The sequence below is a fragment of the Streptomyces sp. NPDC050418 genome, from assembly GCF_044458745.1.
Taxonomy (GTDB): Bacteria; Actinomycetota; Actinomycetes; order Streptomycetales; family Streptomycetaceae; genus Streptomyces.
This window is the reverse complement of the sequence record NZ_JBITIG010000002.1, coordinates 285,772-310,965: the sequence shown is the minus strand read 5'-3', so window position 1 is coordinate 310,965 and position 25,194 is coordinate 285,772. Positions and strand designations below refer to the sequence as shown.

The following is a 25,194-nucleotide window of genomic DNA, read 5'->3' as shown; positions in this document are numbered from 1 at the left end:
GCCCCGCGCCGGTCAGAACTTCAGGTGCGCTTCGACCGGCAGATGGTCGCTCCCGGTGTCGGCCAGGGTCCGTACGCCGGTCACCTCGGCGCCCCGGGCCAGGACCTGGTCGATCCGCGCGACGGGCAGGGACGCGGGCCAGCTGAACGCGAACGGCTCGTCCGGCGCGTCCAGTTGGCCGAGCACCGGATCGAGACCGCGGTCGTCGGTCGTGCTGTTGAGGTCGCCGAGCAGCACCACCCGCTCCAGGGGTTCCTCGGCGAGCGCGGCCGCGAGCAGCTTCGCGCTCGCGTCCCGCGCGTCGGTCCCGAACCCGGTCGCACGGAACCGTACCGACGGCAGATGCGCCACGTACACGGCCGTCTCGCCCTGCGGCAGCCGCACGGTCGCCCGCAGCCCCCGCTCCCAGCCCTCGGGGATCGACGGCGGCCGGATGTCCACGCGCCGCTCGTCGCGCAGCGGGTGCCGGGACCAGAGGTCGACGGTTCCGGTGTACGCGTGGTGCGGGTAGGTGTCCGCCAGCACGGCGCGGTACTTCTCGCGTGCGGCCTCGGTCACCTCTTCCAGGGCGAGCAGATCGGCGTCGCTGTCCATGAGCCGGCGCGCGACATGGGCCGGGTCCTCATGGGTGTCGCTCACGTTGTGCTGCACGACCTTGAGGTCGTACGCGTCCTCGCCGGGCAGACCGACGAAGAGCCCCGCCCACACGAGACCCGGCACCAGCGCCGCCACGGCCACCGCGCGCGAGCGGCGCAGCAGCGCGATCAGCAGCGCGAGCGGGACGACGAGCCCGAGCCACGGCCGGAACGTCTCGACGAGACTCCCCAGCCGCGGCCCTGCGTTGGGCACCGCCGCGGGGACGGCGAGCACCAGCGCGGTCAGCAGGCACAGCACGGCGAGCAGCAGGCTGACGCGGTCCGGGCGGCGCACCAGAGGGCGCCAGTCGATCCGCCGTACGCGCGCTATGCCGCTGGAATCCATCGCGCGATCTTATGCGAGGCCCGCCACCCCGGGCTCAGGAGAGGCCCGCCCCCGGGCTCAGGCGAGGCCCGCCTCCTGCAGCCCCGCGTACACCGCCTGCTGAACGGCCTGCGCCGCGGACTGCGGACGCACCATCACCGTGAACTCCTTGATCCGCCCGTCCTCGTCGAAGTGCAGCAGATCCATGCCGTGCACCTGCTTGCCGTCCACGACCGTGCGGAAGAGGAGGGCCTCGGTCGGGGCGGAGGTGTCGTCGGTGTTGGTGCGGACGGTGCCGTCCAGCTCGCCGACGTAGTGGAAGTCCTCGAACGTGCGCAGGAGCACCCCGAACAGACCGAGCACCATCGCGCGACCCTCGAACGGGCGGAACTTCACCGGGCTGTACATCCGGATGTCCTCCGTGAACAGCCCTTCGAGCGCGGCAAGATCGCCGGCCTCGACGGCGGCGCGGAACGGGGCGGACTGCGTCATCGCTTCCTCCATAATCACGGATCTGATTAGTCAGATTCTTGAGTATCATGGGAAGCGGTGACGGCAACAGAGGCAACGGACGGGGAGGACGGCCCATGGCCCTGAGGCACGCGGTGCTCGCGGCACTGCTCGACGAGGAGCTGAGCGGCTACCAGCTGGCGAAGTCCTTCGACCTGGGCGTGGCCAACTTCTGGCACGCGCTGCCCCAGCAGCTCTACGCGGAGCTGGCCAAGCTGGAGGCCGACGGTCTGGTCGCCGGGCGCGAGGTGGTGCAGGAGTCGCGGCCCAACAAGCGCCTGTTCAAGGTCACGGACGAGGGCCTGGCCGAACTGGAGCGCTTCGCCGCCGCCTCCGCCAAGCCGTCGATGCTCCGCGACGACCTCGCGGTCAAGGTGCAGTCCAGCGATCTGGTCGACACCGCCGCGGTCATCGCCCAGCTCCACGAGCGCGCGGACTTCGCCCGGGCCAAGATCGCCCTCTTCGAATCGCTCCTCGTGAAACTGCGCGGGGAGCGCGAGGAGGCGGAGTTCCTGCGCGACGGCGAGCGGGTCGGCCCGTATCTGACCTGCCTGGGCGGGCTCGTCTTCGAGCGCGGCTATCTGGAGTGGTGCGAGCGCATCGCCGGGATCCTCACGGAGCGCAGGGAGAGCCGATGACGGTGTACGCGCGGTACGTGGCGCTCGGCGACAGCCAGACCGAGGGCCTGGGCGACGGCGACGAGACGACCGGTCTGCGCGGCTTCGCGGACCGTCTCGCCGAAGAGCTCGCGGGCCTCAACCCCTCGCTCCTGTACGCCAATCTGGCCGTACGGGGCCGTCTCGCGGGGCAGATCCGCGCGCAGCAGCTGGATGCGGCGCTGGCCTTGAAGCCGGATGTGGCGACAGTCGTGGCGGGGGTCAACGACCTCCTGCGGCCGGGATTCGACGCCGACGAGGTGACGGGCCACCTGGAGGCGATGTTCGCGGCGCTCACCGCCCAGGGCGCCCGCGTGGCGACCGTGACCTTCCCGGACATCACCCGGATCACTCCGCTCGCCCGGCCCCTGCGCGGCCGCGTCGAATCGCTCAACCAGGGCATACGGGACGCGGCCCGGCGGCACGGCGTCGCCCTCGCCGAGACCACGGGGCACGAGGTCGTCACCGACCCTCGCCTGTGGAGCGCCGACCGGCTGCACGCCGGCCCGCTGGGGCATGCACGGATCGCCGCCTCCCTCGCGGAGGCACTCGCGCTGCCCGGCAGCGGCGACGCCTGGACGCATCCGCTGCCGCCCGGGCCGAAGGGCGGCTGGGTCCAGGAAGTGCGCTGGGTGGCCGGCTTCCTCGGCCCGTGGCTCGGGCGCCGGCTGCGGGGCCGCTCGTCGGGGGACGGGCGGGTGGCGAAGCGGCCGGAGCTGCTGCCGGTCCTGGAGGCGTGACGGGCGACCGGTGAGCGGGGGCGCGCGGGAAACCCGTTTGCCGACGGTGATCACCCCTTGAGAGGGTCGCGGCATATGACTGCGACCTTCACCGCGTACGACGGCACCGAACTCGCCTATCACGTGCAGGGCAGCGGCCGTCCGCTGATCTGTCTGCCCGGCGGCATGCAGGCCTCCGCCTATCTGGGCGATCTGGGCGGGCTCGCCCGGGACCGCCAGGTCATCACCCTCGACCTGCGGGGGACGGGCGATTCGGCCGTTCCCGATGATCCGGCGACCTACCGCTGCGACCGGCTCGTCGCCGACGTGGAGGCCCTCCGTACGCATCTGGGCCTGGACCGCGTCGATCTCCTCGGCCACTCGGCCGGTGCGAACCTCGCCATCCTGTACGCGACCCGACACCCCGAACGCGTGGCCCGCCTCGTCCTCGTCACCCCGAGCGTGTTCGCGGTCGGGCTGCCGGTGAGCGGCGCCGACCGCAGGGAGCGGGTGCTGCTGCGCCGCGACGAGCCCTGGTTCGCCACCGCGTACGCGGCCTTCGAGGTCATCGCGTCGGGGCAGGCGGCCGCCGAGCACTGGGCGGCCATCGCCCCGTTCAGCTACGGGCGCTGGGACGACACGGCCCGCGCGCATCACGCCCGCGAGGCCACACAGCGCAACGTCGCAGCGCTGGCCGTGTTCGGGAGCGACGGCGCCTACGACCCGGACCGCACACGCGCCGATCTCGCCACCCTGCCCGCGCCCGCGCTGCTGCTCGCGGGCGCCTTCGACCCGGGCGCACCGGCGGGCGTGGTGCGGACCTACGCGGCCCTCTTCCGCACCGCGTCCTTCGTGGAGCAGCCCGGAGCCGGGCACTACCCGTGGCTTGACGACCCGGACGCCTTCGCCTCCGCCGTGACCGCCTTCCTCGCACAAGGAGTCTGACGATCCCATGCCCGAAAGCCCCGCGCTCGACCGGCGCATCGACCGCCTCCGCGCCCTCGCCCAGGCCGACGAACGCCTTGAAGGCGTGCTGCTCTACGGTTCCTGGACCCTGGGCGAGGCCGACGAGCACTCGGACATCGAGGCGTACTTCTACGTCGCGGACGAGCACCTCGACACCTTCGACGGCGAGGCGTTCCTCGCCGGGCTCGCCCCGCTGGAGCTGGCGTACACGAACATGTTCGGCATCCTGGCCGTCGTCTTCGACGACCTGATGCGCGGCGAGTTCCATCTGTGCGCGGCGAGCACCGGCATCGACGAAGTGACCGGCTGGGCGGGCCTCGTCCATCTCCCGCAGCCCGAGCGGGCCGTGCTCCTGGACCGCACGGGACGGCTCACCGAGGCCGCCCGCGTCCTCGCGGACCGCCACACACCCGACCCCGCGACCACCGCACAGCAGCGCGTCGACGAGCTCACCAACTGGACGCTGGCGCTCGCCCACATCCTGCGCCGCGGCGAACTCGCCCGCGCGCACAACCTGCTGACCGCGATGATCGCGCCCCAGCAGCTCCAGCTCTGCCGCGTCCTGCACGACAGCACCGACCACTGGCTCACCCCGAGCCGCGCCCTCGAACAGGACCTGCCCGCCGACGAGATCGCGCGGTACGCCCGCACGACAGCGGCCCTGGAGGAGCGGACCCTGCGCGCGGCGGCACGCGAGAGCTGGGTCTGGAGCAGGGAACTGGCCGCCCGGGCCGAGAAGCGGTGGGGTGTACGGGTGCCCGGTGACCTGCAGACGAGGATCGCCCACCTGCTCGAAGCCCAGGACCTGAAGGCTGAGCCTCAGGACCGGACGGATCACCCCCAGGACCTGGCGGCCGATCGCGGACCTCGATGATCGTCAGCACCCAGGAAGCCATCGCCCTCGCGCAGGACTCGGCGGCACGGCTCACGGCCGCCGTACGCTCCCTCGACGAGCGGGAGTTGAACGCACCCGCCCGGCTCGACGGGTGGACCCGCGCGTTCGGGATCGCGCACATCACCCAGGCGCTGGGTGCGTACATCCGGCTCCTTCGCAGCGCGGCGCGGGACGACGGGCCCACCACGGCGGCGTACCACCGTGCCGTCGAAGAGTCGGCTGCCCGACCGGGGCGCGTTCTGCTGGCCGAACTGGCCGAAGGAGCCGAGCAGTTCCTCGCCCTGGCTCGCACTCTCGACGAGAGGGCATGGGAGCGCGAGGTCACCTCGTCGGGCGGCTGGCGGCACTCCGCGCGCTACACCCTCTTGCGCTGCCTGCGCGAACTGGAGACCCACCACACGGACCTGGATCTCGGCTACGAGAGCGCCAAGTGGCCGCTCCCGTATGTCCACTGGGCGCTGGACGACACGTTCACCACCCTGCGGACGCGGGACTTCCCGCTCGCCGCCGCAGTGGCCACCGACCTCGGCGTGCGCTGGGAGCTCGCCGGGAGCGGCCCGGTCGCCGAGGCGCCGGGCCCGCAGCTCCTCGCGTGGCTCGCGGGCCGTGGCCTTTCCGGCGCCCTCACGGACCAGTCCCTGCCCCTGCCGCCTCCGTGGCCTCAACCGCCTGTGGTCTAGCGGGAGTTCACGCCTCCCGCGGCAGCGTCTCGCCCGTCTCGAGGAGCGTCTTGAGGTCGGAGACGAGGTGCGGCCAGCCGCCGCCGATCATCTCCTGCAGGGTGCTGCCCGGCTCGAACCCGTCGTGCACGACGGTCAGCTTGACGATCGCGCCCTGCTGCTCAAGATCGAAGGCAACCTTGGAGCGGGGCTCCGCCGCAAGCTTCGCGTAGACGTCGTCCCCGACGCCGACCGCCTTCGCCCACTCGGGCGTGAAGGTGTGCCAGGTGTACGCGAGGCGGCGGTACGGGTCGGCCTCCAGGACGACCTGCGCCGGATCGGCGCCGGCGAGACCCTCGCCCTCCCAGACCATGGGCGAGCCGGCCGTCCAGTCGGTGCGGAACGAGATGCCCCAGTAGCGGCTGGTGAACGCCGGGTCGGTCAGACCCTGCCAGAGCTTCTCCGGGGTCGTACGGATGTAGGTCGTGTAGACGAACGCGTTGCTGTCCATGGGAGAGTGCTCCAGTGCTGTCTTGAGGTCGGCGAGCGCCCGGACCCGCGCTCGGTCGTAGTGGCTGATCCAGCGGTCGGCGATGGCGTTGATCGGCTCGGCGTTGAGGTAGTGCAGCTTCTCCCTGCCCTGCTTCACGGCCGTGACCAGATGGGCCGCCTCCAGGAGGGCGAGATGCTTGCTCACCGACTGGCGCGCCATGTCGAGGCCCGCGCACAGCTCGCGCAGACTCTGCCCGTTGCGGGCGTTGAGGCTGTCCAGGAGGCGGCGCCTGCTGGGATCGGCCAGTGCCTTGAAGATCTCGTCCATCGGTTGCTCCGCCCCCCTAGCGATATGCAACCATCCGGCTGCCTAAAAACATTAGGCAGCCAGATGGCTGCATGTCAAGGCGGGCCATGCCGGAGCACGGCCCGCCCTGGGGCTCAGTCCCGCGCGGGGAAGGTCAGCTCATCCGGTACGGGAGCGAAGAACCGCTCGACCTCATCCGCCGAGACAGCCGATAGCGCGGCCGGGGACCAGCGGGGGGAGCGGTCCTTGTCGATCACCTGGGCGCGGACGCCCTCCACGAGGTCCGGCAGCGCGAGCGCGGTGCACGAGACGCGGTACTCCTGGACGAGCACCTCCTCCAGGGAGTCCAACACCCCGGCCCGGCGCACCGCTTCGAGCGTGACCTTCAGGGCGGTCGGCGACTTCGCCTGGAGCGTCACGGCCGCTTCCTTCGCGGCGGCCACCCCGCAGTCGAGCAGCCGCTCGATGATCTCCTCGACCGTGGCGGCGCCGTAGCAGGCGTCGATCCACTCCCGCGCGCCGGCGAGCTCGCCCTCCGGAGCGGGCCGCGCCCAGCGCTCCACCGCCTCCCGCGCGGGCAGCCGTGCGAGATCGGCCTTGAGCTCGGGGAGCAGCCCGGACGGTACGTGGTGGTCGGCGAGGCCGCACAGCAGCGCGTCCGCGGCGCCGGCCGAGGTGCCGGTCAGCGCGAGATGCGTCCCGAGCAGCCCAGGCGCCCGCGACAGCAGATATGTACCGCCCACGTCCGGCACGAAGCCGATGGTGGTCTCCGGCATCGCCACCCGCGAACGCTCGGTCACCACACGCAGCGCCCCGTGCGCCGAGAGCCCGACCCCGCCGCCCATGACGATCCCGTCCATCAGGGCCACGTACGGCTTGGGGAAACGGGCGATCCGCGCGTTGAGCCGGTACTCGTCCCGCCAGAACCCCGCCGAGGCCCGCCCGCCGGCCTTCGCGTCATCGTGGATGGCCCGGATGTCACCCCCGGCGCACAGCCCACGCTCCCCGGCGCCCGACAGGACGACGGTCGCGACCGCGGGATCCCGCTCGGCCGCCGTGAGGGCCTCGTCGACGGCACCGACCATCGGGTGGTTGAGCGCGTTCAGCGCACGCGGACGGTTCAGAACGACATGGGCGGCATGGCCCTCGGTCCGTACCAGCACGTCATCGGTCACGAGGGCGCCTTTCACACGGGGAAGATCCCTGTCGACACTACCGTCGGGCTCCACGGCCACGTGTTCGGCCACCGGCACGCAGGGATCACAAAAGAACCGGTGGCCCGGGCAAGTGCCCGGGACACCGGCGTGGCTCAACGATCAGCTGAACAGCAGTGCAAAGGTGCAGCAGAGCAGAAGTGCAAGTGACCTACAGGTCGGTCGCGATGATCCTCTCGATGTTGCGCTCGGCGAGCGCCGTGATGGTGACGAACGGGTTGACCGCCGTGTTGCCCGGGATCAGCGCGCCGTCGATGACGTACAGGCCCGGGTAGCCGTGCAGCCGACCGTAGTTGTCGGTGGCCTTGTCGAGGACCGCGCCGCCCAGCGGGTGGTAGGTCAGATGGTCGCCCCAGATCTTGTTGGAGCCGAAGAAGTCGGTCCGGTAGATCGTTCCTTCCTTGCGGTTGATCTTGTCGAAGATGGTCTTCGCCATGTTGATGGAGTCCTGCTTCCAGGCGCGCTCCCAGGACAGATCCACCTTCTGTGTGGCCGCGTTGTACGAGAACTGCGCCCGCTTCGGGTTCTTCGTGATCGACAGATAGAACGAGGCGAAGGTCTCGATCCCCGTCGGCAGCGGCGCGACCTCCGCGAAGGCCCCTCCGCCGTCCCAGTTGTCGATGCCCGAGCACGGGATCGTCGACTGCACGTCACCCGTCGGATCCCACACATGGTTGGCGCGGCCGACCATGACGTTCCCGTTGTCGCCCCAGCCCTTGCCGACCTCGGCGTTGAGCTGCGGCAGCGCACCGGTCGCTTTCAGCTTCACGAGCAGCTTGCTGGTGCCGACGCTGCCCGCGGCGAAGAACACCTTGCCCGCCTTGACCGTCTTCGTGGCCACGGTGTCGCCGCTGGTGTTCATCTGCCGGATGGTGAGCGCGTAGTCCCCGCCGGTCGCCGGTGTCACCGAGGTGACCTCGTGCAGGGCCGAGACGGTGACCTTCCCGGTGGCCTTGGCCTGGGACAGATAGGTCTTCGGGAGCGTCTTCTTGCCGTAGTTGTTGCCGTAGAGGATCTCCTGGGCGAGCGCCGACTTCGGGACCTGCCCGTTGTCCTCGGCCTCCATGTACGCCCAGTCGTATACGTCGGGCACGAACGTCCAGGCGAAGCCCGAGCGTTGGGCGTGCTTGCGGCCCACGCGCGAGTACTGGTAGTACGACGTCCGCTCGAACCAGTCGGGGTTGATCATCCCCACGCCGAGCCCGGAGTTGGCCCTCGGGTAGTACGTGGAGTACATGTCGTCCGCGTTCACCGTGGGCAGCACGGACGCGAAGTGCTGGCGGCGCGGCGTGACCGCCATGCCGCCGTTCACCAGTGACCCGCCGCCGACGCCGCGGCCCTGGTAGACGGTGATCCCCGCGAAGTCCTCGGCGTCGAGGATGCCGGCGAACTTGGGGACGTCCTTGTCGAGCGGGAATCCGAGGAAGTTGCTCAGCGGCGCCTTGGTCCTGGTCCGCATCCAGAAGGACCGGTAGTCGGGTGCGGTGACCTTGGGGTGGCGCTTGCCGTCGGGGCCGTTGGGTGCGGTGTCCCAGTCCTGGCCCATCTCGACCATGTGCACGTCGATCCCCGCCTGAGCCAGGCGCAGTGCCGCGACCGAACCGCCGTACCCGGTACCGATCACCACGACCGGAACGCGTCCTCCGTCGGGGATGTCGGCCGCCGCCATGGGCCGGGCGAGCGCCGGGGTCACCTGAGCGGACAGGGCCGCGGCGCCAAGAATAGAACCTGTTCCAGTGATGAGTCTTCGACGTGAGATCCCGCCAGTACCCTGGTTCTGCTGGGGAGTTGAGGTCATGTGATCTTCCTCACCTTCTGTGGGGTGAGGACACGTTCTACTGTTACCGAGCCGTTAAGTCACGACATACCTAGAGGTAACTTCTGTCCGATCTTGTGGCAGGGGCGCGCCGCTGTCCCGTACGCCCGGAACGCCCCGGCCGCCCGTCAGGCGCTCAGGCGCCGCACCTTCAGGATGTTGTTCTCGCGCGTCATCACGCGGCCGTCCGCCAGCGTGACCTCGTGCTCATAGGCCCGCTCGGTACGGACCTCCCACTCGCAGAGGTTCAACTTCAGCCCCGCGAGCACCTCTTGAGGCGTAGGGAAGTGGACGTCGGGGTGCGGGCCCGGCTCCCAGGACGGGAAGCCCGCGTGGTCGACGACGAGCAAGGTGCCGCCGGGCGAGACCGCGGCGGCCGCGGTGCCCAGGATCTCGTCGCGGGGCAGCGCGATCAGCGACTGCAGGAAGTGCGCCGAGACGAGGTCGTACGCACCCGAAGGGAAGCTCACCGCGAGGTCGTGCCGCTGGAAGTCGATCCGGTCGGCGACGCCCGCCTCGGCCGCGTGCCGCGCGGCACGCTCCAGCGCGACGGCGGAGACATCGCTCGCCGTCACCCGCCAGCCCTGCCGGGCCAGCCAGATCGCGTCGCCGCCCTCGCCGCAGCCGAGGTCGAGCGCGCGGCCGGGCGTGAGGTCCTCGCTCTCCTCGATGAGTTCGAGGTTGGGGCGGCCGCTGAAGAGCTTCTGGTGCTGCCGGTAGCGGCCGTCCCAGAACTCCTGGGCGCTCGGCTCCGCCGTGCCGGCCGGGGTGGTGTCGCTGGTGGTCATCGCTGCGGGCCTTCCGTCCGTGGGTACGTGGGTACGTGGGGCCACCGTGCGCCCGGTCCGGATGAATGGGCAAAGTCTGTTGCCGGAACCGCAAAGGGCCGCGCCTCGGTGCAGCCTTTGGGTCGCGTCGAGGCAACCCGCGGGTAGGGGTCTTTGGTCCCGGCAGCGGCGGGACCTTTGCGGCTCCGGGCGCCCCTGCGCCCTCCATAACCTGGCCGCATTGCAGCCGATCCGGCCGCATCGCCGCCGTCCCGGCCGAGGGGCGCGGCCGAACCGATGGGGGAGTGAAGAGCCCGTGCGTTTTCATTTCGGGCTGCGCGTCGTGGGCTACCGGCCCGACGAGGAGGGCCCGCTGTGCGGGGCCCGGATCGAGTCCGTGCCGGGCGGCGGACCGTACTACTGCGGCGAACGCAAGATGGCCGTGCGCTGCGCTGAGCACACCGGACACACCGTCCCTGGGCCCCGCCCGGGCCGGCGGGTGCACGCCACGCGCTGAGGCGGACGCAACGGTCGCGCTGCGTCCGGTCCCGCCCCGCCTGACACCTGGGCGAGACCGTCCCGGCCCGGCTGCGGGGGCGAGATCCAGCCATCCGTATGACCATGGTCGAGTGAACGACGCGCACCAGGGCGCCCGCACCGAGCGCCCGCTCGACAAGGGCGATGTCCCGGCCTGGCTGACCCTGCAGACCGCCATCGAGGCGGTCGACCGCACCGGGCACCACCGCGACGCGGACGATCTCGCCGAGGAACTCGCCGACCCCAAACTCGACCTGGACCAGGACAGTCTTGCCGTGTTCGACGGCGACGAACTGGTGGCGTACGCGATCCTGCACCGGCCGGACGGCGCCGTGGACGCGGCGCGCTTCGACGGCGACGCGGGAGTCCATCCCGCGTGGCGGCGCGAGGGCATCGGCACCCGGCTCGTGGCGTTCCTCGACGAGCGCGCCCGTGCCGTGCACAGCGCTCAATTCGCGCCACTCGAAGGCCGGTTGATGATCACCGGCAAGTCCGGCGACGAGAACCTCACGGGCCTCACCGCCGCCCTCGGATTCGAGCCCGAGCGCTACTGGTTCGAGATGTCGCACCCGCTGCGGCACGACCGGCCCGACCCGGTTCCCGCGCCCGAGGGCCTCAGGATCGTCCCGTACGACGAGGGCCTGGAGGAGGCGATCCGGGTCGCCCACAACGATGCCTTCCGCGACCACTGGAACTTCACCGTCATGGACGAGACGGACTGGCGCACCTGGGTCACCGGATCGCGCTCGTTCCGGCCCGAGGTGAGCCGCTTCCTCATCGACGGCGACGAGGTCGCCGCCTATCTGATCGCCGAGGAGTCCGACGCCGACACCGAGGCCTTCGGGGTCCGCGACTGCCACGTCGGCTATCTCGCCACGCGCCGCGCCTACCGAGGGCGCGGCGCCGCGCCCGCCCTGATGGCCGCCACCCTCGACGCCGCGCACCGGGCCGGCTACGACACCGCCTCGCTCACCGTGGACACGGCGAACCCGTCCGGCGCGCTCGGCCTGTACGAGCGGCTCGGGTACACGGTGGCGCGGGAGTTCGTGACGTACGGGCGGGCGCTGGACTGAGAGGGGACCGCCTGCCGTCAGGCCAGGCGGTGCCCCTCACCGGCCGCCGCCCGGACCAGGACGTCGGCCAGCGCCTCGGGCGCCGACAGCATCGGCCAGTGGCCCGTCGGCAGGTCGAAGAGCGTGACGTCCGGCTCGCGCAGCCGCTGCGCGCGGGGCTCACCGGAGGCGACGACCGCCTCGACCAGGCCGATGCTCATCCCGTTCGCGGTGCAGAACACCCCGGACGCGGGCAGGCCGAGCGCCTTGCCGGTCAGGCTCAGCGGCTGGGTGAGCGTGCCGATGGGCTGCGGCGCGGCGAGGCGCACCAGGCGTTCGAGGCCCGCCTCGTCGATGCCCTCCAGGCTGCCCCAGGTCACCGTGTCGGTGAGCGGCGGCGGCAGCAGTGTGTGGCCGTCCTGGCTCGTGGCGATCCGAGCGGTCACGTGGTCCGACGCGGGGTCGGGCGCCACGTCGAGCACCGACTCGCCGTCCACCGGCATCCCGGTGTCCACGTACACGATCCGCTCGACGCGCTCGGGCCTGCGGTCCGCGGCGCCGAGCACCGGGAAGATGCCGTAGCAGTGGCCGACGAGAACCAGCCTCGACGCGTCCGCGTGGTCGATGACCTGCACGATGTCCTCGACGTGGGTCGCCAGGTCGGTGGCGGGGGTGGTCAGATGACGGCGGTCCCCGTACCCGGTGAGCGTCGCCGGATGCACCTCGGCACCCATGCCGCGCAGCCGCGCCGCGACGTCCCGCCAGATCCAGCCGCCCGTGTAGCCGCCCGACACCAGGACGTACGCCGTGCTCTCGGTCATGTCCGTGCTCCTCTCCGTTCCGCGGGTCCCGGTCCCGTCCGGGCGGCCGCTCTCCGTGCGCACCGTACGAACTCCACCTGGGGGAGGTTCAAGCACCGCACCGCACCGCACCGCACCGCGGGCGGGTCGGGGGAGTGGCGGACGTCCGCGCCCCGGCGGTTGTCAGTGCGGGCGCGTAGCGTCGGAACGGTGCGACGACGGCGTCGTGTCGCGGCGAGCGGAGGAGTCCTTCATGCGGAAGATCATCCTGGCCCTCTCGGTGTCCCTGGACGGCTTTTTCGAGGGCCCGGACGGTGGTCTCGACTGGCATCTGGTCGACGAGGAGCTGCATCAGCACTTCAACGACGAGCTGCGCACGATGAGCGCGTTCCTCGACGGCAGGGTCGACTTCGAGATGATGTCGGCCTACTGGCCGACCGCCGACGAGGACCCTGAGGCCTCGCCCGCCGAGGCCGAGTTCGCCGGGATCTGGCGGGAGATGCCGAAGTACGTGTTCTCGCGGACCCTCGCGAAAGCGGACTGGAATGCGACGCTGATGCGCGAGGTCGATCCCGAGGAGATCAACGCGCTGAAGGCGCAGCCCGGCGGCGACATGGTGGTCGGCGGCGCGACCCTGGCCGCGGAGTTCCGCCGTCTCGGCCTCATCGACGCGTACCACCTCTATGTCCACCCGGTCGTCCTCGGCGCAGGCCGCCCGCTGTTCCCGGCGACCGGGGTGCGCAGCGACCTGCGGCTCAAGGAGACAAGGGCGTTCAAGAACGGTGTGGTGCTGCTGCGCTACGACGCCGCGTGACCTCGGTCGGGCGGCGTCTCGGCCGGCTTGGCGGGCGGGGCGTCAGTGCAGCGCCTTCAGGCCGATGACGCAGCCGACGATGCCGGCGAGGAAGAGCAGCTTCAGGGCCGAGACCGGTTCACCGTCGAAGATCATCGCGTAGGTGACGGTGAGGACGGCGCCGATACCCACCCAGACCGCGTAGCCCGTGCCCACCGGCAGGGTCCGCAGCGCGAAGGCCAGGCCGCCCATGCTCGCGACGAGACCGACACCGAAGATCACGGTCGGTACGACGCGGGAGAACCCCTCGGATTTGCCCAGTGCGGTGGCCCAGACGGCCTCGAGCATCCCGGAAATGACCAGCACGATCCATGCCATGACGACGACTCCCTAGGCACCGTCGTCGAAATCCGGGTACGGCGCGCCTCGTCCGGGAGCCGGTTGGGGCTCTGCCGCCATATTCGCACAAGCGGACGTACGGGGGCAGGCCGACCGGTGGTGATCTCGCCCACCGCCCGTGGGGATGCGGTAGCTGCTTCGCTCACGGATTGCGCGCGGCCGCCTCGTTGTAGCGCGTCAAGTAGGCCGCGAAACGGGCCAGTTCGGCCGGCTCCCAGTCGGCGAGGCGCGTATGGAAGGCCTGGCTGCGACGGTCCGCCGCCTGCGCGAGCACCTGCTCGCCCTGCTCGGTGAGGTGCAGCAGCTGCATGCGGTGGTCGTCCGGGTCGGTCCGCCGTTCGACATGGCCCGCCCGTTCGAGTGCGGCGACCTGCCGGCTGACCGTCGACTTGTCGAGCAGGTAGTACGCGGCCAGGTCGGTGGCGCGGCAGCCGCCCCGGTCCTCCAGGTGCGCGAGCAGTGTGTACGAGACCAGTGACAGCTCCGGGTGCATCCGTGCGGCCGTGGCCCGTGCGCGGCGCGCGAAGGAGGTGAGCTCGCGCTGGATGGTGGCGACGGAGACCTGCCGGTCCGTGCTGCCTGTGGAATCGCTCATGGTTGTTCCCTCGAAAATCTAGTTGTAGAGTACATCTATCAAACGGTTGTAAAAACCAACTATCAGCTCTGAGGGACGCAGTCGTGAGCGGAACACACCGGCAGGACCCCACCACCAGCCACCCGGCCGAAACGGCGCCCAAGGCACGCCTACTCGGCTCCGCACCGCCCGGCGCACTGCGCCACACCCTCACCCACCTGCTGACGCCCCTCCTGATGTGCCTCGGCATGGGCCTCGCCTACCTCGGCGCCTTCGCCCATCCCGAGCCCCATCAACTCCCGGTCGCGATCGTCGGCAGCGGCGCCCAGGTGCAGGTCCTCGCCCAGGAGCTGCACGACAAGACCGGTGACGCCCTCGACGTACGCACCCTGCCGGACCGCGCAGCCGCCGAGCAGGCTCTGATGACCCGGGACATCACCGGCGCATATTTGCCCGGCAGCTCCAGCCTCCTCGTGGCGACGGCCGGCTCCGACACCAGCGCCACGGCCACCGAGAAGGTGTTCACGGCGGTCGCGGAGCAGCAGGGCGAGCCGCTGCACGTCACCGATGTCGTGCCGCCCGCCGCGGGCGACCCCACGGGCCAGGGCGTGTTCTTCCTGCTCGTCGCGCTCAGCATCGGCTCGTACGCCTCAGTCGCCGCGCTCGGCGCCGCGGGCGGTGCGCTGCCGATGCGGATCAGGGCCCTGCTCGTGGCGGGCACCTCGTTCGTCGTCAGCCTCATCGGCACCGCGTTCGCCGGTCCCGTCTTCCATCTCGTCGACCACGGGCTCGGGGGCGTCTGGGCGATGTCCTGGCTGTACGCGGCGGGCATCCTGTTCCTCGGTACGGGGCTGCACACGTTCCTCAAGCGGTGGACGACGCTCGGCGTGATGGTGCTGTTCGTGATGCTCAACTTCACGAGCTCGGGCGGGATCTTCCGGCCCGAGCTGCAGAACGGATTCTTCGGTTCGCTGCACGCGTTCTGGAACGGTGCCGGATTCGTCGAAGGCGTCCGCTCGCTCGTCTACTTCGGCGGCCACGATCTGGCCCGCAGCGTGTGGACGCTGGTGGCCTGGCTGGGGGTTGCCCTCGTCGTCGTCATCGCCGCCGGAGTCACCGAGCGGCGCCGGGCGGCCGCGACCGTGGAGTCCGTCCCGGCCGAGTCCGTGCCCGCGCCGCGGCCGACCGAGTCCGAACTCGAAGCCGAGGAAGAGGAGATGGAAGAGTCGGTCGCCGTCTGAGCGGCCGCAGGCGGCCGTGTGCCCGGACCGTGCTTCTCGAAAACCCGGCGACGTTGTCGGTGGCGGATGCCAGACTGCGCGCATGACTTCCCTGCCGCATGATCAGCAAGCCGACGACCCGCAGGCCAAGGCCCATTTGCAGCGCTATCTGCAGTCCGCGCGCGACGCGCTCCTGTGGAAGCTGGAGGGCCTTTCCGAGTACGACCTGCGGCGGCCGCTCACACCGACCGGCACGAATCTGCTCGGTCTTGTCAAGCATGTGGCCGGCACGGAGGCGGGCTACTTCGGGCTGGTCTTCGGACGCCCGTTCCCCGAGGAACTGCCGTGGATGGAGGAGGACGCGGAGGCCAACGCGGACATGTGGGCCCGGCCCGACGAGTCGCGCGAGGACATCGTCGCCCTGTACCGGCGGGTGTGGCAGCACTCGGACGCCACGATCGAGGAGCTCGGCCTCGGCGCCAAGGGCGCGGTGCCGTGGTGGCACCCGGAGCGCCGTGAGGTCACCCTGGAGCAGATCCTCGTCCACATGATCGCCGAGGCGCACCGCCACGCCGGGCACGCCGACATCGTGCGCGAACTGATCGACGGCTCGGCGGGGATGAAGCAGGGCAACGAGAACCTGCCGTCCACGGAGGGCAGCTGGTGGCAGTCCCACTACGACCGGCTCGAAGCGGCGGCGAAGGAGGCCGGGCAGGGCTGACGCGTGGCGTGGCGGCACGGGCCGGGGGGCCGTGCCGCGCCCCGCACCCCGTCCCGTACCGTCGGCGCATGCCCGCACTCCAGCGTCTGAGCCCCGAACACGCCCCGGCCCTGCTCGCGTTCGAGCAGGAGAACCGGGCGTATTTCGCCGCGTCCGTGCCCGACCGAGGCGATGCGTTCTTCGCCGCCTTCGACGCGGTGATGCGCGACCGTCTCGCCGAACAGGAGGCGGGGGAGTGCCACTTCCATGTTCTGGTGGACACCGACGGCGCGATCCTCGGCCGGGTCAACCTCGTCGATGTCGCGGACGGCGAGGCCGAGTTGGGCTACCGGATCGCGAAGGCGGCGAGCGGCCGCGGGCTCGCCACGGACGCCGTACGGCAGGTGTGCGCTCTCGCGGCCGAGCGGTACGGCCTGCGGACGCTGCGCGCCGTCACCACGACGGACAACGGGGCGTCGCGCGCCGTGCTCGCCCGTACCGGATTCGTGGCGACCGGTGAGATCGTCATCGGGGACCAGCCGGGGACCGCGTACCGCAAGGAGCTCTCGACCCCGGTGCGTTGAGGGCGGGTGCGGCTACCTCGCGGGGAGTTTGCACACGGCGTCGATGCCCAGGACGTGGTTGAGCCGCCCGAAGGCCAGCCAAGAGCCGATGCTCATGCTCAGCTCCACGATCTCCTTCTGGGAGTAGTGCGCGGTCATCCGCTCCCAGAACTCCTCGTCGAGGTTGTGGTGGTCGACCGTGTAGCGCTCCGCGTACTCGGCCGCGAGACGCGTCCGGTCGTCGAACGCCTCGGTCGTGCGCCACTGCTCGACGGCATCGAGGAAGGAGTCCTCGACGATCTCCTCGCCGTCACGCTCGGTGCGCCAGTCCAGGCACAGCGTGCAGCCGTTGATCTGCGCGATCCGCAGCCGCGCGGCCTCGAACTCGCGCAGCCCGAGGGTCGAGTGGGCGTAGACGGAGAGCGAGAACGCGGCCGCGGCCCGGCCGATGTGCGGGACCATGTCGTCCCAGACGTACCCGATGGGCTCCTGGCCGTCGGGAATGTCGATGATCATGACTGCTTCCTTCCGAGTCGCCCGGCCGCGGGCCGCAGCGGGACATCGAGTGCGTCATAGAGCCCGGGCTGCTGCCCGGCGAGCCAGTCGATGGCGTTGACGAGGCGGCCGACCGCGGTGGCGTTGCCGCCCGCAGAGCGGTTCTCGCCCTCGTCGGTCGCCTCGACGGAGACCTCGATATGCGGCTGCCCTTCGATGATCACGCGATGGGCGCCGGTGCCGTTCGCGGGCTGCGGCCAGTCGGGGGCGCAGGACGGGTGGATCCGGGTCACGTGCTCGATGACGAGCCGCGGTTCACCGTCCACGATGCCCTGCACCTCGAAGCGGATGGCCCCCTGCGTGCCCGCCTCGAACTCGCCCATCGACGGTGTGCTGATGGTCTCCTCGAGCGGGCGGCGCTCCATCGTCTCGCGGATGTCCTCGATCTCGACGCCGAGCGCGCGGGCCATCAGACGCAGCTGGCCGCCCCAGATCATCGACGGGACCGTCTCGATGAGCATCGGCGCCATGTAGTCCATGGGCTGCCCGAAGCCCACCGAGTAGCGGACGGAGTCCGGCTGTTCGTACGTGGAGTAGTCGAAGATCTCCTGGCAGCGGATGGCGTCGATACGGGAGCCGAGTCCGCTGATCAGGACGGGCAGCACATCGTTGCCCCAGCCCGGGTCGACACCGGAGACGAAGAGGGTGCCGCCGCCGTCCTGTGCCGCTTCGAGCAGCGGCTGCCGCAGTTCGTCCGGGGTGTTGCGGATGTCGTAGAGCCCGTAGAGCGCGCAGGTGACGACGACCGCGCCGGCCCGCAGCGCCCGTGCGATGTCCTCCAGGGCCTCGTCGGGCCGCAGGTCGCCGGAGGCCGCGTAGACCACGGCGCGCGGCTTGCGGGCGAGGACGGCATCGATGTCGTCGGTCGCCGTGACGCCCAACTCGGTTCCGAGGCCGCCGAGTTCGCCCGCGTCGCGGCCCACCTTGTCGGGGCTGTGCACGATCACGTCGGTGAGTTCGAGCTCGGGGTGCGCGTCGACCGCGCGCAGGGCCAGGCGGCCGACATTTCCGGTACCCCAGACAACCGTGGAAATCATGGGCGGAGGGTAACCGTCGGCCCTGAGGGTTGGTAGAGCCATGACCGAAGGATTTGACGGGGCGTCAGGCGAACGCTTCCTGGCGGGCCGTTACAGGCCCCGGGGTCGTCTCCTTCACCTGCAACGCGGTGCGCAGCACCACCGTCTGGGGAGACCGGTCGGCGCCCGCGATCCGCTCCTGCAGCAGCCCGGCGGCCGTCCAGCCCAAGTCGTACGCCGGCCCCTGGACCGTCGTGAGCGAGGGCGTCACCAGCGAGGCCCACGGCACATCGCCGAAGGACACCAGCAACGTCCGGCGCGGTCACCGGCCGGCTGCGGGACCTGAGCGGTTCGTCGTACGGGGAGCTGGTGGCCGAGGCGGTTGCCGTGCCGCCCGGCGCCGAAGACCTGCTGATGCTGCCGTACTTCGCCGTCGAGCGGACCCCGCTGTTCGCCCCGGACGCCCACTGCCTCGTCCACGGTTTGACACTCGGCCACGGCCACCAGTACCAGGCGGCCTTGGAAGGAGCGGCCTTCGGCGTACGGCACAACCTGGCCGCCATGACCGACGCGGGCGGCGATCCGCGCCGCCCGATTGCCGTCGGGCCCCCGGTAGGGGTTACGCCGGGCAGGCCCGCGGCCGATCCGTCAGGGTCTGCGTCAGGCGTAGTGGCGGTACACGGCCTGGGCCACGCACGCAGGCTTGTCGCCGCCCTCGACCTCGACGGTGAAGGTCAGCTGCATCTGGACGCCGTTGCCCTTCACCTCCTCGACCGAGTCCACCGTTCCGTGCAGGCGGATCTTCGCGCCGACCCGCACGGGGCTGGGGAAACGGACCTTCTCCAGGCCGTAGTTGACGCTCATGGACACGCCACCGATCTCCAGGAGCTCGCCGAAGAGCGGGATGATCAGGGACAGCGTGAGATAGCCGTGCGCGATGGGGCCGCCGAATGGGCCGCCCGCGGCCCGCTCCGGGTCGGTGTGAATCCACTGGTGGTCGTCGGTGGCGTCCGCGAAGGTGTTCACGCGCTCCTGGGTGATCTCCCGCCAGCCGGTGCGGCCGAGGTCGCTGCCGGCCAGGGACTTGAGTGCGTCGAGGCCATTGGCGTGCACGGTCATGAGGTTCTGCCTTTCGAGAGGGTCCGGCGCTGCCGGTTCAGGAGTGGGACGGGTCCTCGAAGGACGCGTCGAGAGATGCGCGTACGGCGGGCTTGACGATCTTTCCGCTGGCCGTACGGGGGAGCCGGCCGGCGAAGGCGACCGTGCGGGGGATCTTGTATTTGGCGAGACGGATCCGCAGATGCGCGAGCACCTCGTCCTCGCCGATGCGGGCACCGGGTGCCCGCACGACGACCACATGGCCGACCTCGCCCCACACCGCGTGGGGCACACCGACCACGGCGCACTCATGGACCGCGGGATGGCTGAGGAGTGCCTCCTCGACCTCGGCCGGGTACACGTTCTCCCCGCCGGACACGAACATGTCCTTGAGCCGGTCGACGATGTACGCGTAGCCGTCCTCGTCCACGCGCGCGAGGTCGCCGGTACGCAGCCAGCGGTCCGCGGTGACCGCCGCGGCCGTGTCCTGCTCGCGCCCCCAGTAGCCCGTCATGACGTTGGGTCCGCTGACGAGGATCTCGCCGGGCTGCCCGGGCGCGGCGTCGCCGCCGTCCGCCAGGACCACCCGCGTATCGGTGAAGAAATGCGGCACACCTGCCGAACCGGCCTTGGCCGTGGCCTGCGAGCGGTCCAGGAACAGGACGCCTGGCGAGGCCTCCGTCATCCCGTAGCCCTGGCTGAAGGCGAGTCCACGCGCGAGATACGTGGCGATCGTGCCGGCCGGGACCGGCGCGCCGCCGCAGTTGAGCGTGCGCAGGCTCGACAGGTCGGCGCCCGCCCATCCGGGCCGGGCGGCCATGGCGTCGTACATGGTGGGAACGCCGAACATGTACGTGACGCGCCTGCGTCGGATGACGTCGAGGACCTGATCGGGGTCGAACGAGCCGAGCAGCACCACGCGTCCGCCCTTGAGGAGGGTGGGCAGACAGGTCATGTTGAGACCGGCCGTGTGGAACAGGGGCGCGACGACGAGAGTGACCTCGTCACCGGTCAGATCGGTGTCGACGAGGACGTTGACGCTGTTCCAGGTGATGTTGGCGTGCGACAGGACGGCGCCCTTGGGGCGCCCCGTGGTCCCCGAGGTGTACATGATGATGCACGGCTCGTCCGGCCCGACTTCCTCGTCCAGCGGCAACGCCCGCTGCTCCGCGAGGAGTTCCTCGTAGCCGAGCACGCCCGCCGCCGGGCCGGAGAGCGAGATGCGGTGGCGTACGGGGGAGTCCGCCGCGGCCGTCGCGGCGGTGTCGGCGTGCTCGGGGCCGTGCACAAGGACGGTGCTGCCGGAGTCGGCGAGGTTGTACGCCAGTTCCGGCGCGGCCAGCCGCGTGTTCAGGGGGACGAGGACGGCGCCGAGCGCTCCGGCCGCGAACAGAGTTTCGAGGAACGCGGGATGGTTGGGGCCCAGGTACGCGATGCGGTCGCCGCGTCCGGTGCCGAGCGCGCGCAGCGCGTGCGCAAGACGCAGCACGCGCTCGTGCAGAGCGCGGTAGGTGAGCTCCGTGTCCTCGTGGACGACGGCGACACGGTCCGGGGTCTTGCGGGCCCGGCGGGCCGGCCAGGAGCCGATGCCTTCGTTCAACACGGCGTCCCCTCAGTCCTCGAGCAGGCCGAGCAGGCGGGCGGCGTTGGTCTTGAGGATCCTGGGCCGGACCTCGGGCTTGATGTCGAGCTGCGCGAAATCGGCGAGCCACCGGTCGGGCGTGATGACCGGGTAGTCGGAGCCGAAGAGCACCTTGTCCTTGAGCAGGGTGTTGGCGTAGCGCACCAGCTGCGGCGGGAAGTACTTCGGCGACCAGCCCGACAGGTCGATGTACACATGCGGCTTGTGTGTGGCGACGGCCAGCGCCTCGTCCTGCCAGGGGAAGGACGGGTGGGCCAGGATGATGCGCAGCCCGGGGAAGTCCACGGCCACGTCGTCGATCAGCATGGGATCGGAGTACTTGAGGCGGATGCCGCCACCGCCGGGGACACCGGCGCCGATCCCGGTCTGGCCCGTGTGGAACAGCGCGGGCACGCCCAGTTCCTCGATGGCCTCGTACAGCGGGTACGCCATCGGGTCGTCGGGCGAGAACGCCTGGATGCTGGGATGGAACTTGAACCCGCGCACGCCGTGCTCCTCGACCAGCCGGCGCGCCTCGCGCACCCCGGCCCGCCCCTTGTGCGGGTCGATGCTCGCGAACGGGATCAGCACGTCGGCGTGCTCGGCGCAGTTCCCGGCGATCTCCTCGTTGGAGATCCGCGGGTGCCCGGTGGCGTGCTCGGCGTCCACGGTGAACACGACCGCGGCCATGCGGCGTTCGCGGTAGTGGGCGGCCATCTCGTCGATGGTCGGCTGCCGGTGGCCGTGCGCCTTGAAGTACTCCTCGGACGCGCCGAAGAGTTCGGGGCTCAGGGCGCCGTGGCCGGACCGGGAGATCTCGGCGTGGGTGTGGACGTCGATCGCGGTGAGCGCCTCGACATCGATCGGCCGGCCGCTCATGTCAGGCCTCCGGCGACTTGGGCGCGGGGATGCCGTACGTCTCGGGCTCGGCGCCGACGCCTGTGTGCCACTGGCCTGCTATCGCATCGGCGCTCCAGCCGCCGTCCGAGAAGGCCACGGCCTTCTCCTGCGGGTGGGACCACAGGGCCAGCCGGTCCCCGCCGATGCCGATGGCCTGACCGGTGACGTCCTCGGAGGCGTCGGAGGCGAGGAAGGTGATCAGCGCCGCGACGTCCTCCACGGTGCCCAGACCCTCGTCCTTGCGCAGCCAGTCCGGCAGCGGTGTGCCGGTCCGCTCGGACTCCTCGATGGCCGGGGCGAACGCCGGGATCGTCTTGGTCATCTCGGTGGCGGCGACGGGCACGACCGCGTTGACGGTGATGCCGGCGCGGCCCAGTTCCATCGCCCAGGTGCGGGCCATGGCCACGATGCCGGCCTTCGCCGCCGCGTAGTTGGTCTGGCCGAAGTTGCCGCGCTGCCCGGCGGGGGAGGAGATGAGGACCAGCCGGCCGCCGGTGCCCTGCTCGCGCATCCGTACGGCGGCGGCGCGGGCGCAGGTGAACGTGCCGCGCAGGTGCACCCCGACCACGTCGTCGAAGTCCTCGTCCGTCATCTTCCACAGGACGCGGTCGCGCAGGATGCCGGCGTTCGTGACGAGCACGTCGAGCCGGCCGAACTCCGCCACCGCCGTGTCGACGAGACGCTGGGCCGTCTGCGTGCCGCCCACGGCCGCCACGACTCCGGCGGCCCGCCCGCCCGCCTTCATGATGGCGGCGACCGCCGCGTCGACGGCCTCGGCGTCCACGTCGTTGACGACCACGCAGGCGCCCGCGTCGGCCAGCGCGCGGGCGTATGCCAGCCCCAGCCCGCGGCCGCTTCCGGTGACGACGGCGACCTTTCCGTGCAGATCCATGACTGTCCTTTCGGTGGTGCTCGAAGAGGTGAAGCGCTCGGAGCGTGGTGAAGCGCTCGGAGCGTGTGAGGCGATCGGAACCAGAGCGTGGTGCGGCGATCGGAGTTCATCGACAGGATTCCTGTCGGTTCACGGGATTCAGTGTGGCCATCATCAGGATTCCTGTCAATGAACTAAGGTGGCCGTCGAGATCCGCAGCACGCGAACGGTGGAGGCACCACATGACGGAACGCATCGATTCCGCACCCGGGGACGATGTCCGCCCCTCCCTGCTCTATCTGCTGAAACGCGCCGAACTCGTGGTCCGGGCCCGGCTGGAGGAACTGCTCAGGCCGGCGGGCGTCACCGCCCTGCAGTACACCGCGCTCACGGTCCTGGAGCGCAGCGACGGGATCTCCGCCGCCCAACTGGCCCGGGACTCCTTCGTCACGGCCCAGACCATGGCCGACATGGTGCGCGCCCTGGAGAGCCGCGGCCTCATCCACCGCGAGCCGAACCCGCGCAACCGCCGGGAGAAGGTGATCCTCCTCGCGGATGCGGGCCGCGGCCTGCTCGCCGAGTTCGCCGAACCGGCCCGCCAGTTGGAGGCGCGGATGGTCGAAGGCCTCGCACCCGAGGACGTGGAGCGGCTGCGCGAGGCGCTCAAGTCAGCTCACCGCGCGCTGTCCTGACGCGGCATCCGCTGCCCGACGTCCCAGCCGCGCCGGGGCACGGAGTCGAGGAGCAGCCGGGTGTACGGGTGCTCCGGGGCGTCGAGCACCCGCCCGGCCGGACCGGCCTCCACGACCTGCCCCGCCTTGAGGACGAGCACCTCGTCCGCGACATGCCGCACCACGGCCAGGTCGTGCGTGACGAACAGGTAGGAGATGCCGGCCTCGCGGCGGATGGTGCCGAGGAGTTCGAGGATCTGGGCCTGGATGGACACGTCGAGCGCCGCCACCGCCTCGTCGAGCACCAGGACCCGCGGCTCCACGGCGAGGGCCCGCGCGATCGCCACCCGCTGGCGCTGGCCGCCGGACAGCCGCCGGGGCAGCGCCGCTGCCTCCCGTTCGCCGAGGCCGACCTGTTCGAGGAGTTCCCGCACCCGTGCCCGGCGGCCCGCGGGATCCAGCCGCGTGTGCAGCCGCAGGACCTCCTCCACGCAGGCCGCCACCGGCACCCGCGGATCCAGGGACAGATACGGATCCTGGAAGACCATCTGGATCTCCCGGGCGCGGGCCAGCCGCTCGCCCCGGCCGCGGGCCCGCGCCGAGCGGTCCCGCCCGGCGAGCCGCACGGTGCCGCCGTCCGGCCGCTCCAGGCCGACCAGCATCCGTACGGTGGTCGTCTTCCCGCTGCCGGACTCCCCGACGAGCGCGAGACAGGCACCCGGCGCGAGCGTGAACGAGACGTCGTCGACCGCCTGATGGCCGCCGAACCGCTTGCGCAGCCCCTCGACCACGAGCCCCTGTGCCGCGCCGGTGTCCGGCTCGGTCCGCTCGGTGTGTGCAGGTGTCACAGCGTGATCCCTTCATCGGCGCGATGGCAGGCCGCCATGCCCTCGCCGTACGGCCTCGGCGCCGGCTTCTCCTCGGTGCAGCGCGGCTGCACATGGGCGCAGCGCGCGGCGAACCCGCATCCCGGCGGCGACTCGGCGAGCGAGACCGGACGCCCCGGGATCGGCCGGGGCGCCGGTGAACCGGGCCCGATCCCGGGGGTGCAGGCGAGCAGCCCCGCCGTGTACGGATGCCGCGGGTGGTCGAACAACGCGTCGGTGGGCCGGGTCTCCACGATGCGGCCCGCATACATGACGTAGACGCGGTCGCAGATCGCCGCGGCCAGTTCGAGGTCGTGCGTGACGAACAGGAGACCGGTGTCGTGCTCGGCGCGCAGCCCGGCGAGGATCGCGATGATCTCCGCCTGCGTCGTCACGTCCAGCGCCGTGGTCGGTTCGTCGGCGACGAGCAGCGCCGGCTCGGCTGCGAGCGCCGCCGCGATCACCACCCGCTGGAGCATGCCGCCGGAGAATTCGTGCGGGTAGCGGCGCAGGGCCCCGCGCGGATCGCGGATCCCGACCGCGTCGAGCAGGTCCGCGGCGCGCGCGGTGGCCGTTGCGGCGGAGGTGCCGGCGGCACGCAGTCCCTCGGTGAGGAAGTCGCCGACGCGGCGCAGCGGATTCACGCAGGCCCGCGGGTCCTGGTAGACCATGGCGGCCCGGCGGGTGCGGAGTTCGGTCAGCTCCGCGCGGTTCATGGCGAGGACGTCGTCGCCCTCGACCCGCACCTGCCCGGTCGTACGGGCCCCTCGGGGCAGCAGCCCGAGAACGCTGCGGCAGGCCACCGACTTGCCGGAGCCCGACTCGCCGACCAGGCCCACGGTCTCGCCCGGCATGACCCGCAGGTCCACCCCGTCCAGGATCGGCCGCGCGGCCCGGTCGTCGTCCAGCCGGATGCCGAGCCCCTCGATCTCCAGGACGGGGAGCGCGGCGCCGGCACCCGAGCCGGGCCTGCGTGTCTTCTGTTCGGTCATGTCGC

At 71.3% G+C, this 25,194-nt stretch carries 30 protein-coding genes, 1 pseudogene and 1 riboswitch; of the genes and pseudogenes, 13 read left to right on the top strand and 18 right to left on the bottom strand.

Annotated features, from left to right (window positions below; genetic code table 11):
- Positions 1 to 12: 12 nt before the first annotated feature.
- Both ACIBI4_RS05705 and ACIBI4_RS05700 read right to left on the bottom strand, forming a co-directional pair.
- Positions 13 to 981, bottom strand: a complete 969-nt coding sequence (locus ACIBI4_RS05705) for an endonuclease/exonuclease/phosphatase family protein (protein ID WP_399202329.1) — start codon at positions 979 to 981, stop codon at positions 13 to 15.
- Between the two features lie 57 nt (positions 982 to 1,038).
- Positions 1,039 to 1,452: a nuclear transport factor 2 family protein gene (locus tag ACIBI4_RS05700; RefSeq protein WP_399202328.1), complete on the bottom strand. Its 414-nt coding sequence runs from the start codon at positions 1,450 to 1,452 to the stop codon at positions 1,039 to 1,041.
- A 95-nt stretch (positions 1,453 to 1,547) separates the two neighbouring features.
- On the opposite strand from ACIBI4_RS05700, the gene ACIBI4_RS05695 reads away from it, so the two are divergent.
- From ACIBI4_RS05695 to ACIBI4_RS05675, 5 genes are all read left to right on the top strand, one after another.
- Positions 1,548 to 2,108: a PadR family transcriptional regulator gene (locus ACIBI4_RS05695; RefSeq protein WP_399202327.1), complete on the top strand. Its 561-nt coding sequence runs from the start codon at positions 1,548 to 1,550 to the stop codon at positions 2,106 to 2,108.
- On the top strand, positions 2,105 to 2,866 hold the full coding sequence (locus tag ACIBI4_RS05690; protein WP_399202326.1) for an SGNH/GDSL hydrolase family protein: 762 nt from the start codon (positions 2,105 to 2,107) through the stop codon (positions 2,864 to 2,866). The genes ACIBI4_RS05695 and ACIBI4_RS05690 overlap by 4 nt, the downstream gene beginning before the upstream one ends.
- Positions 2,867 to 2,941: 75 nt before the next feature.
- Positions 2,942 to 3,790, top strand: coding sequence for an alpha/beta fold hydrolase (locus tag ACIBI4_RS05685; protein ID WP_399202325.1), 849 nt, complete (start codon positions 2,942 to 2,944; stop codon positions 3,788 to 3,790).
- A 7-nt stretch (positions 3,791 to 3,797) separates the two neighbouring features.
- Entirely contained in the window at positions 3,798 to 4,685 is an 888-nt protein-coding gene (locus ACIBI4_RS05680; protein ID WP_399202324.1) for a nucleotidyltransferase domain-containing protein, read from the top strand.
- A complete protein-coding gene (locus tag ACIBI4_RS05675) occupies positions 4,682 to 5,386 on the top strand; it encodes a maleylpyruvate isomerase family mycothiol-dependent enzyme (protein ID WP_399202323.1) in 705 nt (234 codons plus the stop codon). The genes ACIBI4_RS05680 and ACIBI4_RS05675 overlap by 4 nt, the downstream gene beginning before the upstream one ends.
- A gap of 7 nt (positions 5,387 to 5,393) precedes the next feature.
- On the opposite strand, the gene ACIBI4_RS05670 is transcribed toward ACIBI4_RS05675, so the two are convergent.
- The 4 genes from ACIBI4_RS05670 to ACIBI4_RS05655 all read right to left on the bottom strand — a co-directional run bounded on the left by ACIBI4_RS05670 (position 5,394) and on the right by ACIBI4_RS05655 (position 9,982).
- On the bottom strand, positions 5,394 to 6,185 hold the full coding sequence (locus ACIBI4_RS05670; protein ID WP_399202322.1) for an ArsR/SmtB family transcription factor: 792 nt from the start codon (positions 6,183 to 6,185) through the stop codon (positions 5,394 to 5,396).
- A 113-nt stretch (positions 6,186 to 6,298) separates the two neighbouring features.
- Positions 6,299 to 7,339, bottom strand: a complete 1,041-nt coding sequence (locus tag ACIBI4_RS05665; RefSeq protein WP_399202321.1) for an enoyl-CoA hydratase/isomerase family protein — start codon at positions 7,337 to 7,339, stop codon at positions 6,299 to 6,301.
- A gap of 190 nt (positions 7,340 to 7,529) precedes the next feature.
- Positions 7,530 to 9,176, bottom strand: coding sequence for a GMC oxidoreductase (locus ACIBI4_RS05660; RefSeq protein ID WP_399202320.1), 1,647 nt, complete (start codon positions 9,174 to 9,176; stop codon positions 7,530 to 7,532).
- Positions 9,177 to 9,322: 146 nt separating this feature from the next.
- Complete coding sequence (locus tag ACIBI4_RS05655; protein WP_399202319.1) at positions 9,323 to 9,982, bottom strand: class I SAM-dependent methyltransferase; 660 nt, start codon at positions 9,980 to 9,982, stop codon at positions 9,323 to 9,325.
- 295 nt (positions 9,983 to 10,277) lie between these two features.
- Between ACIBI4_RS05655 and ACIBI4_RS05650 the strand changes: the two genes are divergently transcribed.
- Together ACIBI4_RS05650 and ACIBI4_RS05645 are read left to right on the top strand one after the other, a co-directional pair.
- Entirely contained in the window at positions 10,278 to 10,478 is a 201-nt protein-coding gene (locus tag ACIBI4_RS05650) for a hypothetical protein (protein WP_399202318.1), read from the top strand.
- 112 nt (positions 10,479 to 10,590) lie between these two features.
- Positions 10,591 to 11,571 (top strand): GNAT family N-acetyltransferase, encoded by a 981-nt coding sequence (locus ACIBI4_RS05645; RefSeq protein ID WP_399202317.1) that lies wholly within the window; start codon positions 10,591 to 10,593, stop codon positions 11,569 to 11,571.
- A 17-nt stretch (positions 11,572 to 11,588) separates the two neighbouring features.
- On the opposite strand, the gene ACIBI4_RS05640 is transcribed toward ACIBI4_RS05645, so the two are convergent.
- Complete coding sequence (locus tag ACIBI4_RS05640) at positions 11,589 to 12,371, bottom strand: alpha/beta fold hydrolase (RefSeq protein ID WP_399202316.1); 783 nt, start codon at positions 12,369 to 12,371, stop codon at positions 11,589 to 11,591.
- A gap of 232 nt (positions 12,372 to 12,603) precedes the next feature.
- On the opposite strand from ACIBI4_RS05640, the gene ACIBI4_RS05635 reads away from it, so the two are divergent.
- The gene (locus tag ACIBI4_RS05635) at positions 12,604 to 13,164 is read left to right on the top strand and encodes a dihydrofolate reductase family protein (protein ID WP_399202315.1); all 561 of its coding nucleotides are present in this window, start codon (positions 12,604 to 12,606) and stop codon (positions 13,162 to 13,164) included.
- A gap of 42 nt (positions 13,165 to 13,206) precedes the next feature.
- Here the strand turns inward: ACIBI4_RS05635 and ACIBI4_RS05630 are convergent, their stop codons facing one another.
- Positions 13,207 to 13,521: a DMT family transporter gene (locus ACIBI4_RS05630; RefSeq protein WP_399202314.1), complete on the bottom strand. Its 315-nt coding sequence runs from the start codon at positions 13,519 to 13,521 to the stop codon at positions 13,207 to 13,209.
- Between the two features lie 13 nt (positions 13,522 to 13,534).
- Positions 13,535 to 13,596: riboswitch (guanidine-III (ykkC-III) riboswitch) on the bottom strand.
- An 88-nt stretch (positions 13,597 to 13,684) separates the two neighbouring features.
- A complete protein-coding gene (locus tag ACIBI4_RS05625) occupies positions 13,685 to 14,137 on the bottom strand; it encodes a MarR family winged helix-turn-helix transcriptional regulator (protein WP_399202313.1) in 453 nt (150 codons plus the stop codon).
- A gap of 215 nt (positions 14,138 to 14,352) precedes the next feature.
- Here ACIBI4_RS05625 and ACIBI4_RS05620 point away from each other — a divergent pair, with 215 nt between their 5' ends.
- From ACIBI4_RS05620 to ACIBI4_RS05610, 3 genes are all read left to right on the top strand, one after another.
- Positions 14,353 to 15,357 carry a hypothetical protein gene (locus ACIBI4_RS05620; protein WP_399202650.1) on the top strand — a complete coding sequence of 335 codons (1,005 nt, stop codon included), beginning with the start codon at positions 14,353 to 14,355 and terminating at the stop codon, positions 15,355 to 15,357.
- Between the two features lie 82 nt (positions 15,358 to 15,439).
- Positions 15,440 to 16,057 carry a DinB family protein gene (locus ACIBI4_RS05615; protein ID WP_399202312.1) on the top strand — a complete coding sequence of 206 codons (618 nt, stop codon included), beginning with the start codon at positions 15,440 to 15,442 and terminating at the stop codon, positions 16,055 to 16,057.
- 68 nt (positions 16,058 to 16,125) lie between these two features.
- On the top strand, positions 16,126 to 16,620 hold the full coding sequence (locus tag ACIBI4_RS05610; RefSeq protein WP_399202311.1) for a GNAT family N-acetyltransferase: 495 nt from the start codon (positions 16,126 to 16,128) through the stop codon (positions 16,618 to 16,620).
- A gap of 12 nt (positions 16,621 to 16,632) precedes the next feature.
- Here ACIBI4_RS05610 and ACIBI4_RS05605 read toward each other — a convergent pair whose 3' ends face one another.
- From ACIBI4_RS05605 to ACIBI4_RS05595, 3 genes are all read right to left on the bottom strand, one after another.
- Positions 16,633 to 17,115, bottom strand: a complete 483-nt coding sequence (locus ACIBI4_RS05605; RefSeq protein WP_399202310.1) for a carboxymuconolactone decarboxylase family protein — start codon at positions 17,113 to 17,115, stop codon at positions 16,633 to 16,635.
- Positions 17,112 to 18,191, bottom strand: coding sequence for a dihydrodipicolinate reductase (locus tag ACIBI4_RS05600; protein WP_399202309.1), 1,080 nt, complete (start codon positions 18,189 to 18,191; stop codon positions 17,112 to 17,114). The genes ACIBI4_RS05605 and ACIBI4_RS05600 overlap by 4 nt, the downstream gene beginning before the upstream one ends.
- A gap of 64 nt (positions 18,192 to 18,255) precedes the next feature.
- Positions 18,256 to 18,474: a substrate-binding domain-containing protein gene (locus ACIBI4_RS05595; RefSeq protein WP_399202308.1), complete on the bottom strand. Its 219-nt coding sequence runs from the start codon at positions 18,472 to 18,474 to the stop codon at positions 18,256 to 18,258.
- A gap of 65 nt (positions 18,475 to 18,539) precedes the next feature.
- On the opposite strand from ACIBI4_RS05595, the pseudogene ACIBI4_RS05590 reads away from it, so the two are divergent.
- A pseudogene (locus tag ACIBI4_RS05590) lies at positions 18,540 to 18,761 on the top strand (FGGY-family carbohydrate kinase); the annotation flags it as partial.
- 69 nt (positions 18,762 to 18,830) lie between these two features.
- Here ACIBI4_RS05590 and ACIBI4_RS05585 read toward each other — a convergent pair.
- Genes ACIBI4_RS05585 through ACIBI4_RS05570 form a run of 4 tightly spaced genes read right to left on the bottom strand, consistent with a single transcriptional unit; the run spans position 18,831 to position 22,681 of the window.
- Positions 18,831 to 19,289, bottom strand: a complete 459-nt coding sequence (locus tag ACIBI4_RS05585) for a MaoC family dehydratase (RefSeq protein WP_399202307.1) — start codon at positions 19,287 to 19,289, stop codon at positions 18,831 to 18,833.
- A gap of 37 nt (positions 19,290 to 19,326) precedes the next feature.
- Positions 19,327 to 20,871 (bottom strand): long-chain fatty acid--CoA ligase, encoded by a 1,545-nt coding sequence (locus tag ACIBI4_RS05580; RefSeq protein ID WP_399202306.1) that lies wholly within the window; start codon positions 20,869 to 20,871, stop codon positions 19,327 to 19,329.
- A gap of 9 nt (positions 20,872 to 20,880) precedes the next feature.
- Positions 20,881 to 21,753 carry an amidohydrolase family protein gene (locus ACIBI4_RS05575; RefSeq protein ID WP_399202649.1) on the bottom strand — a complete coding sequence of 291 codons (873 nt, stop codon included), beginning with the start codon at positions 21,751 to 21,753 and terminating at the stop codon, positions 20,881 to 20,883.
- Between the two features lie 16 nt (positions 21,754 to 21,769).
- Positions 21,770 to 22,681 carry an SDR family NAD(P)-dependent oxidoreductase gene (locus tag ACIBI4_RS05570; RefSeq protein ID WP_399202305.1) on the bottom strand — a complete coding sequence of 304 codons (912 nt, stop codon included), beginning with the start codon at positions 22,679 to 22,681 and terminating at the stop codon, positions 21,770 to 21,772.
- A 221-nt stretch (positions 22,682 to 22,902) separates the two neighbouring features.
- Between ACIBI4_RS05570 and ACIBI4_RS05565 the strand changes: the two genes are divergently transcribed.
- Positions 22,903 to 23,352 (top strand): MarR family winged helix-turn-helix transcriptional regulator, encoded by a 450-nt coding sequence (locus ACIBI4_RS05565; protein WP_399202304.1) that lies wholly within the window; start codon positions 22,903 to 22,905, stop codon positions 23,350 to 23,352.
- On the opposite strand, the gene ACIBI4_RS05560 is transcribed toward ACIBI4_RS05565, so the two are convergent.
- Positions 23,334 to 24,179 (bottom strand): ABC transporter ATP-binding protein, encoded by an 846-nt coding sequence (locus tag ACIBI4_RS05560; protein WP_399202303.1) that lies wholly within the window; start codon positions 24,177 to 24,179, stop codon positions 23,334 to 23,336. The two genes, ACIBI4_RS05565 and ACIBI4_RS05560, sit on opposite strands and share 19 nt — an antisense overlap.
- Positions 24,176 to 25,189: an ABC transporter ATP-binding protein gene (locus tag ACIBI4_RS05555; RefSeq protein WP_399202302.1), complete on the bottom strand. Its 1,014-nt coding sequence runs from the start codon at positions 25,187 to 25,189 to the stop codon at positions 24,176 to 24,178. The genes ACIBI4_RS05560 and ACIBI4_RS05555 overlap by 4 nt, the downstream gene beginning before the upstream one ends.
- Positions 25,190 to 25,194 lie beyond the last annotated feature (5 nt).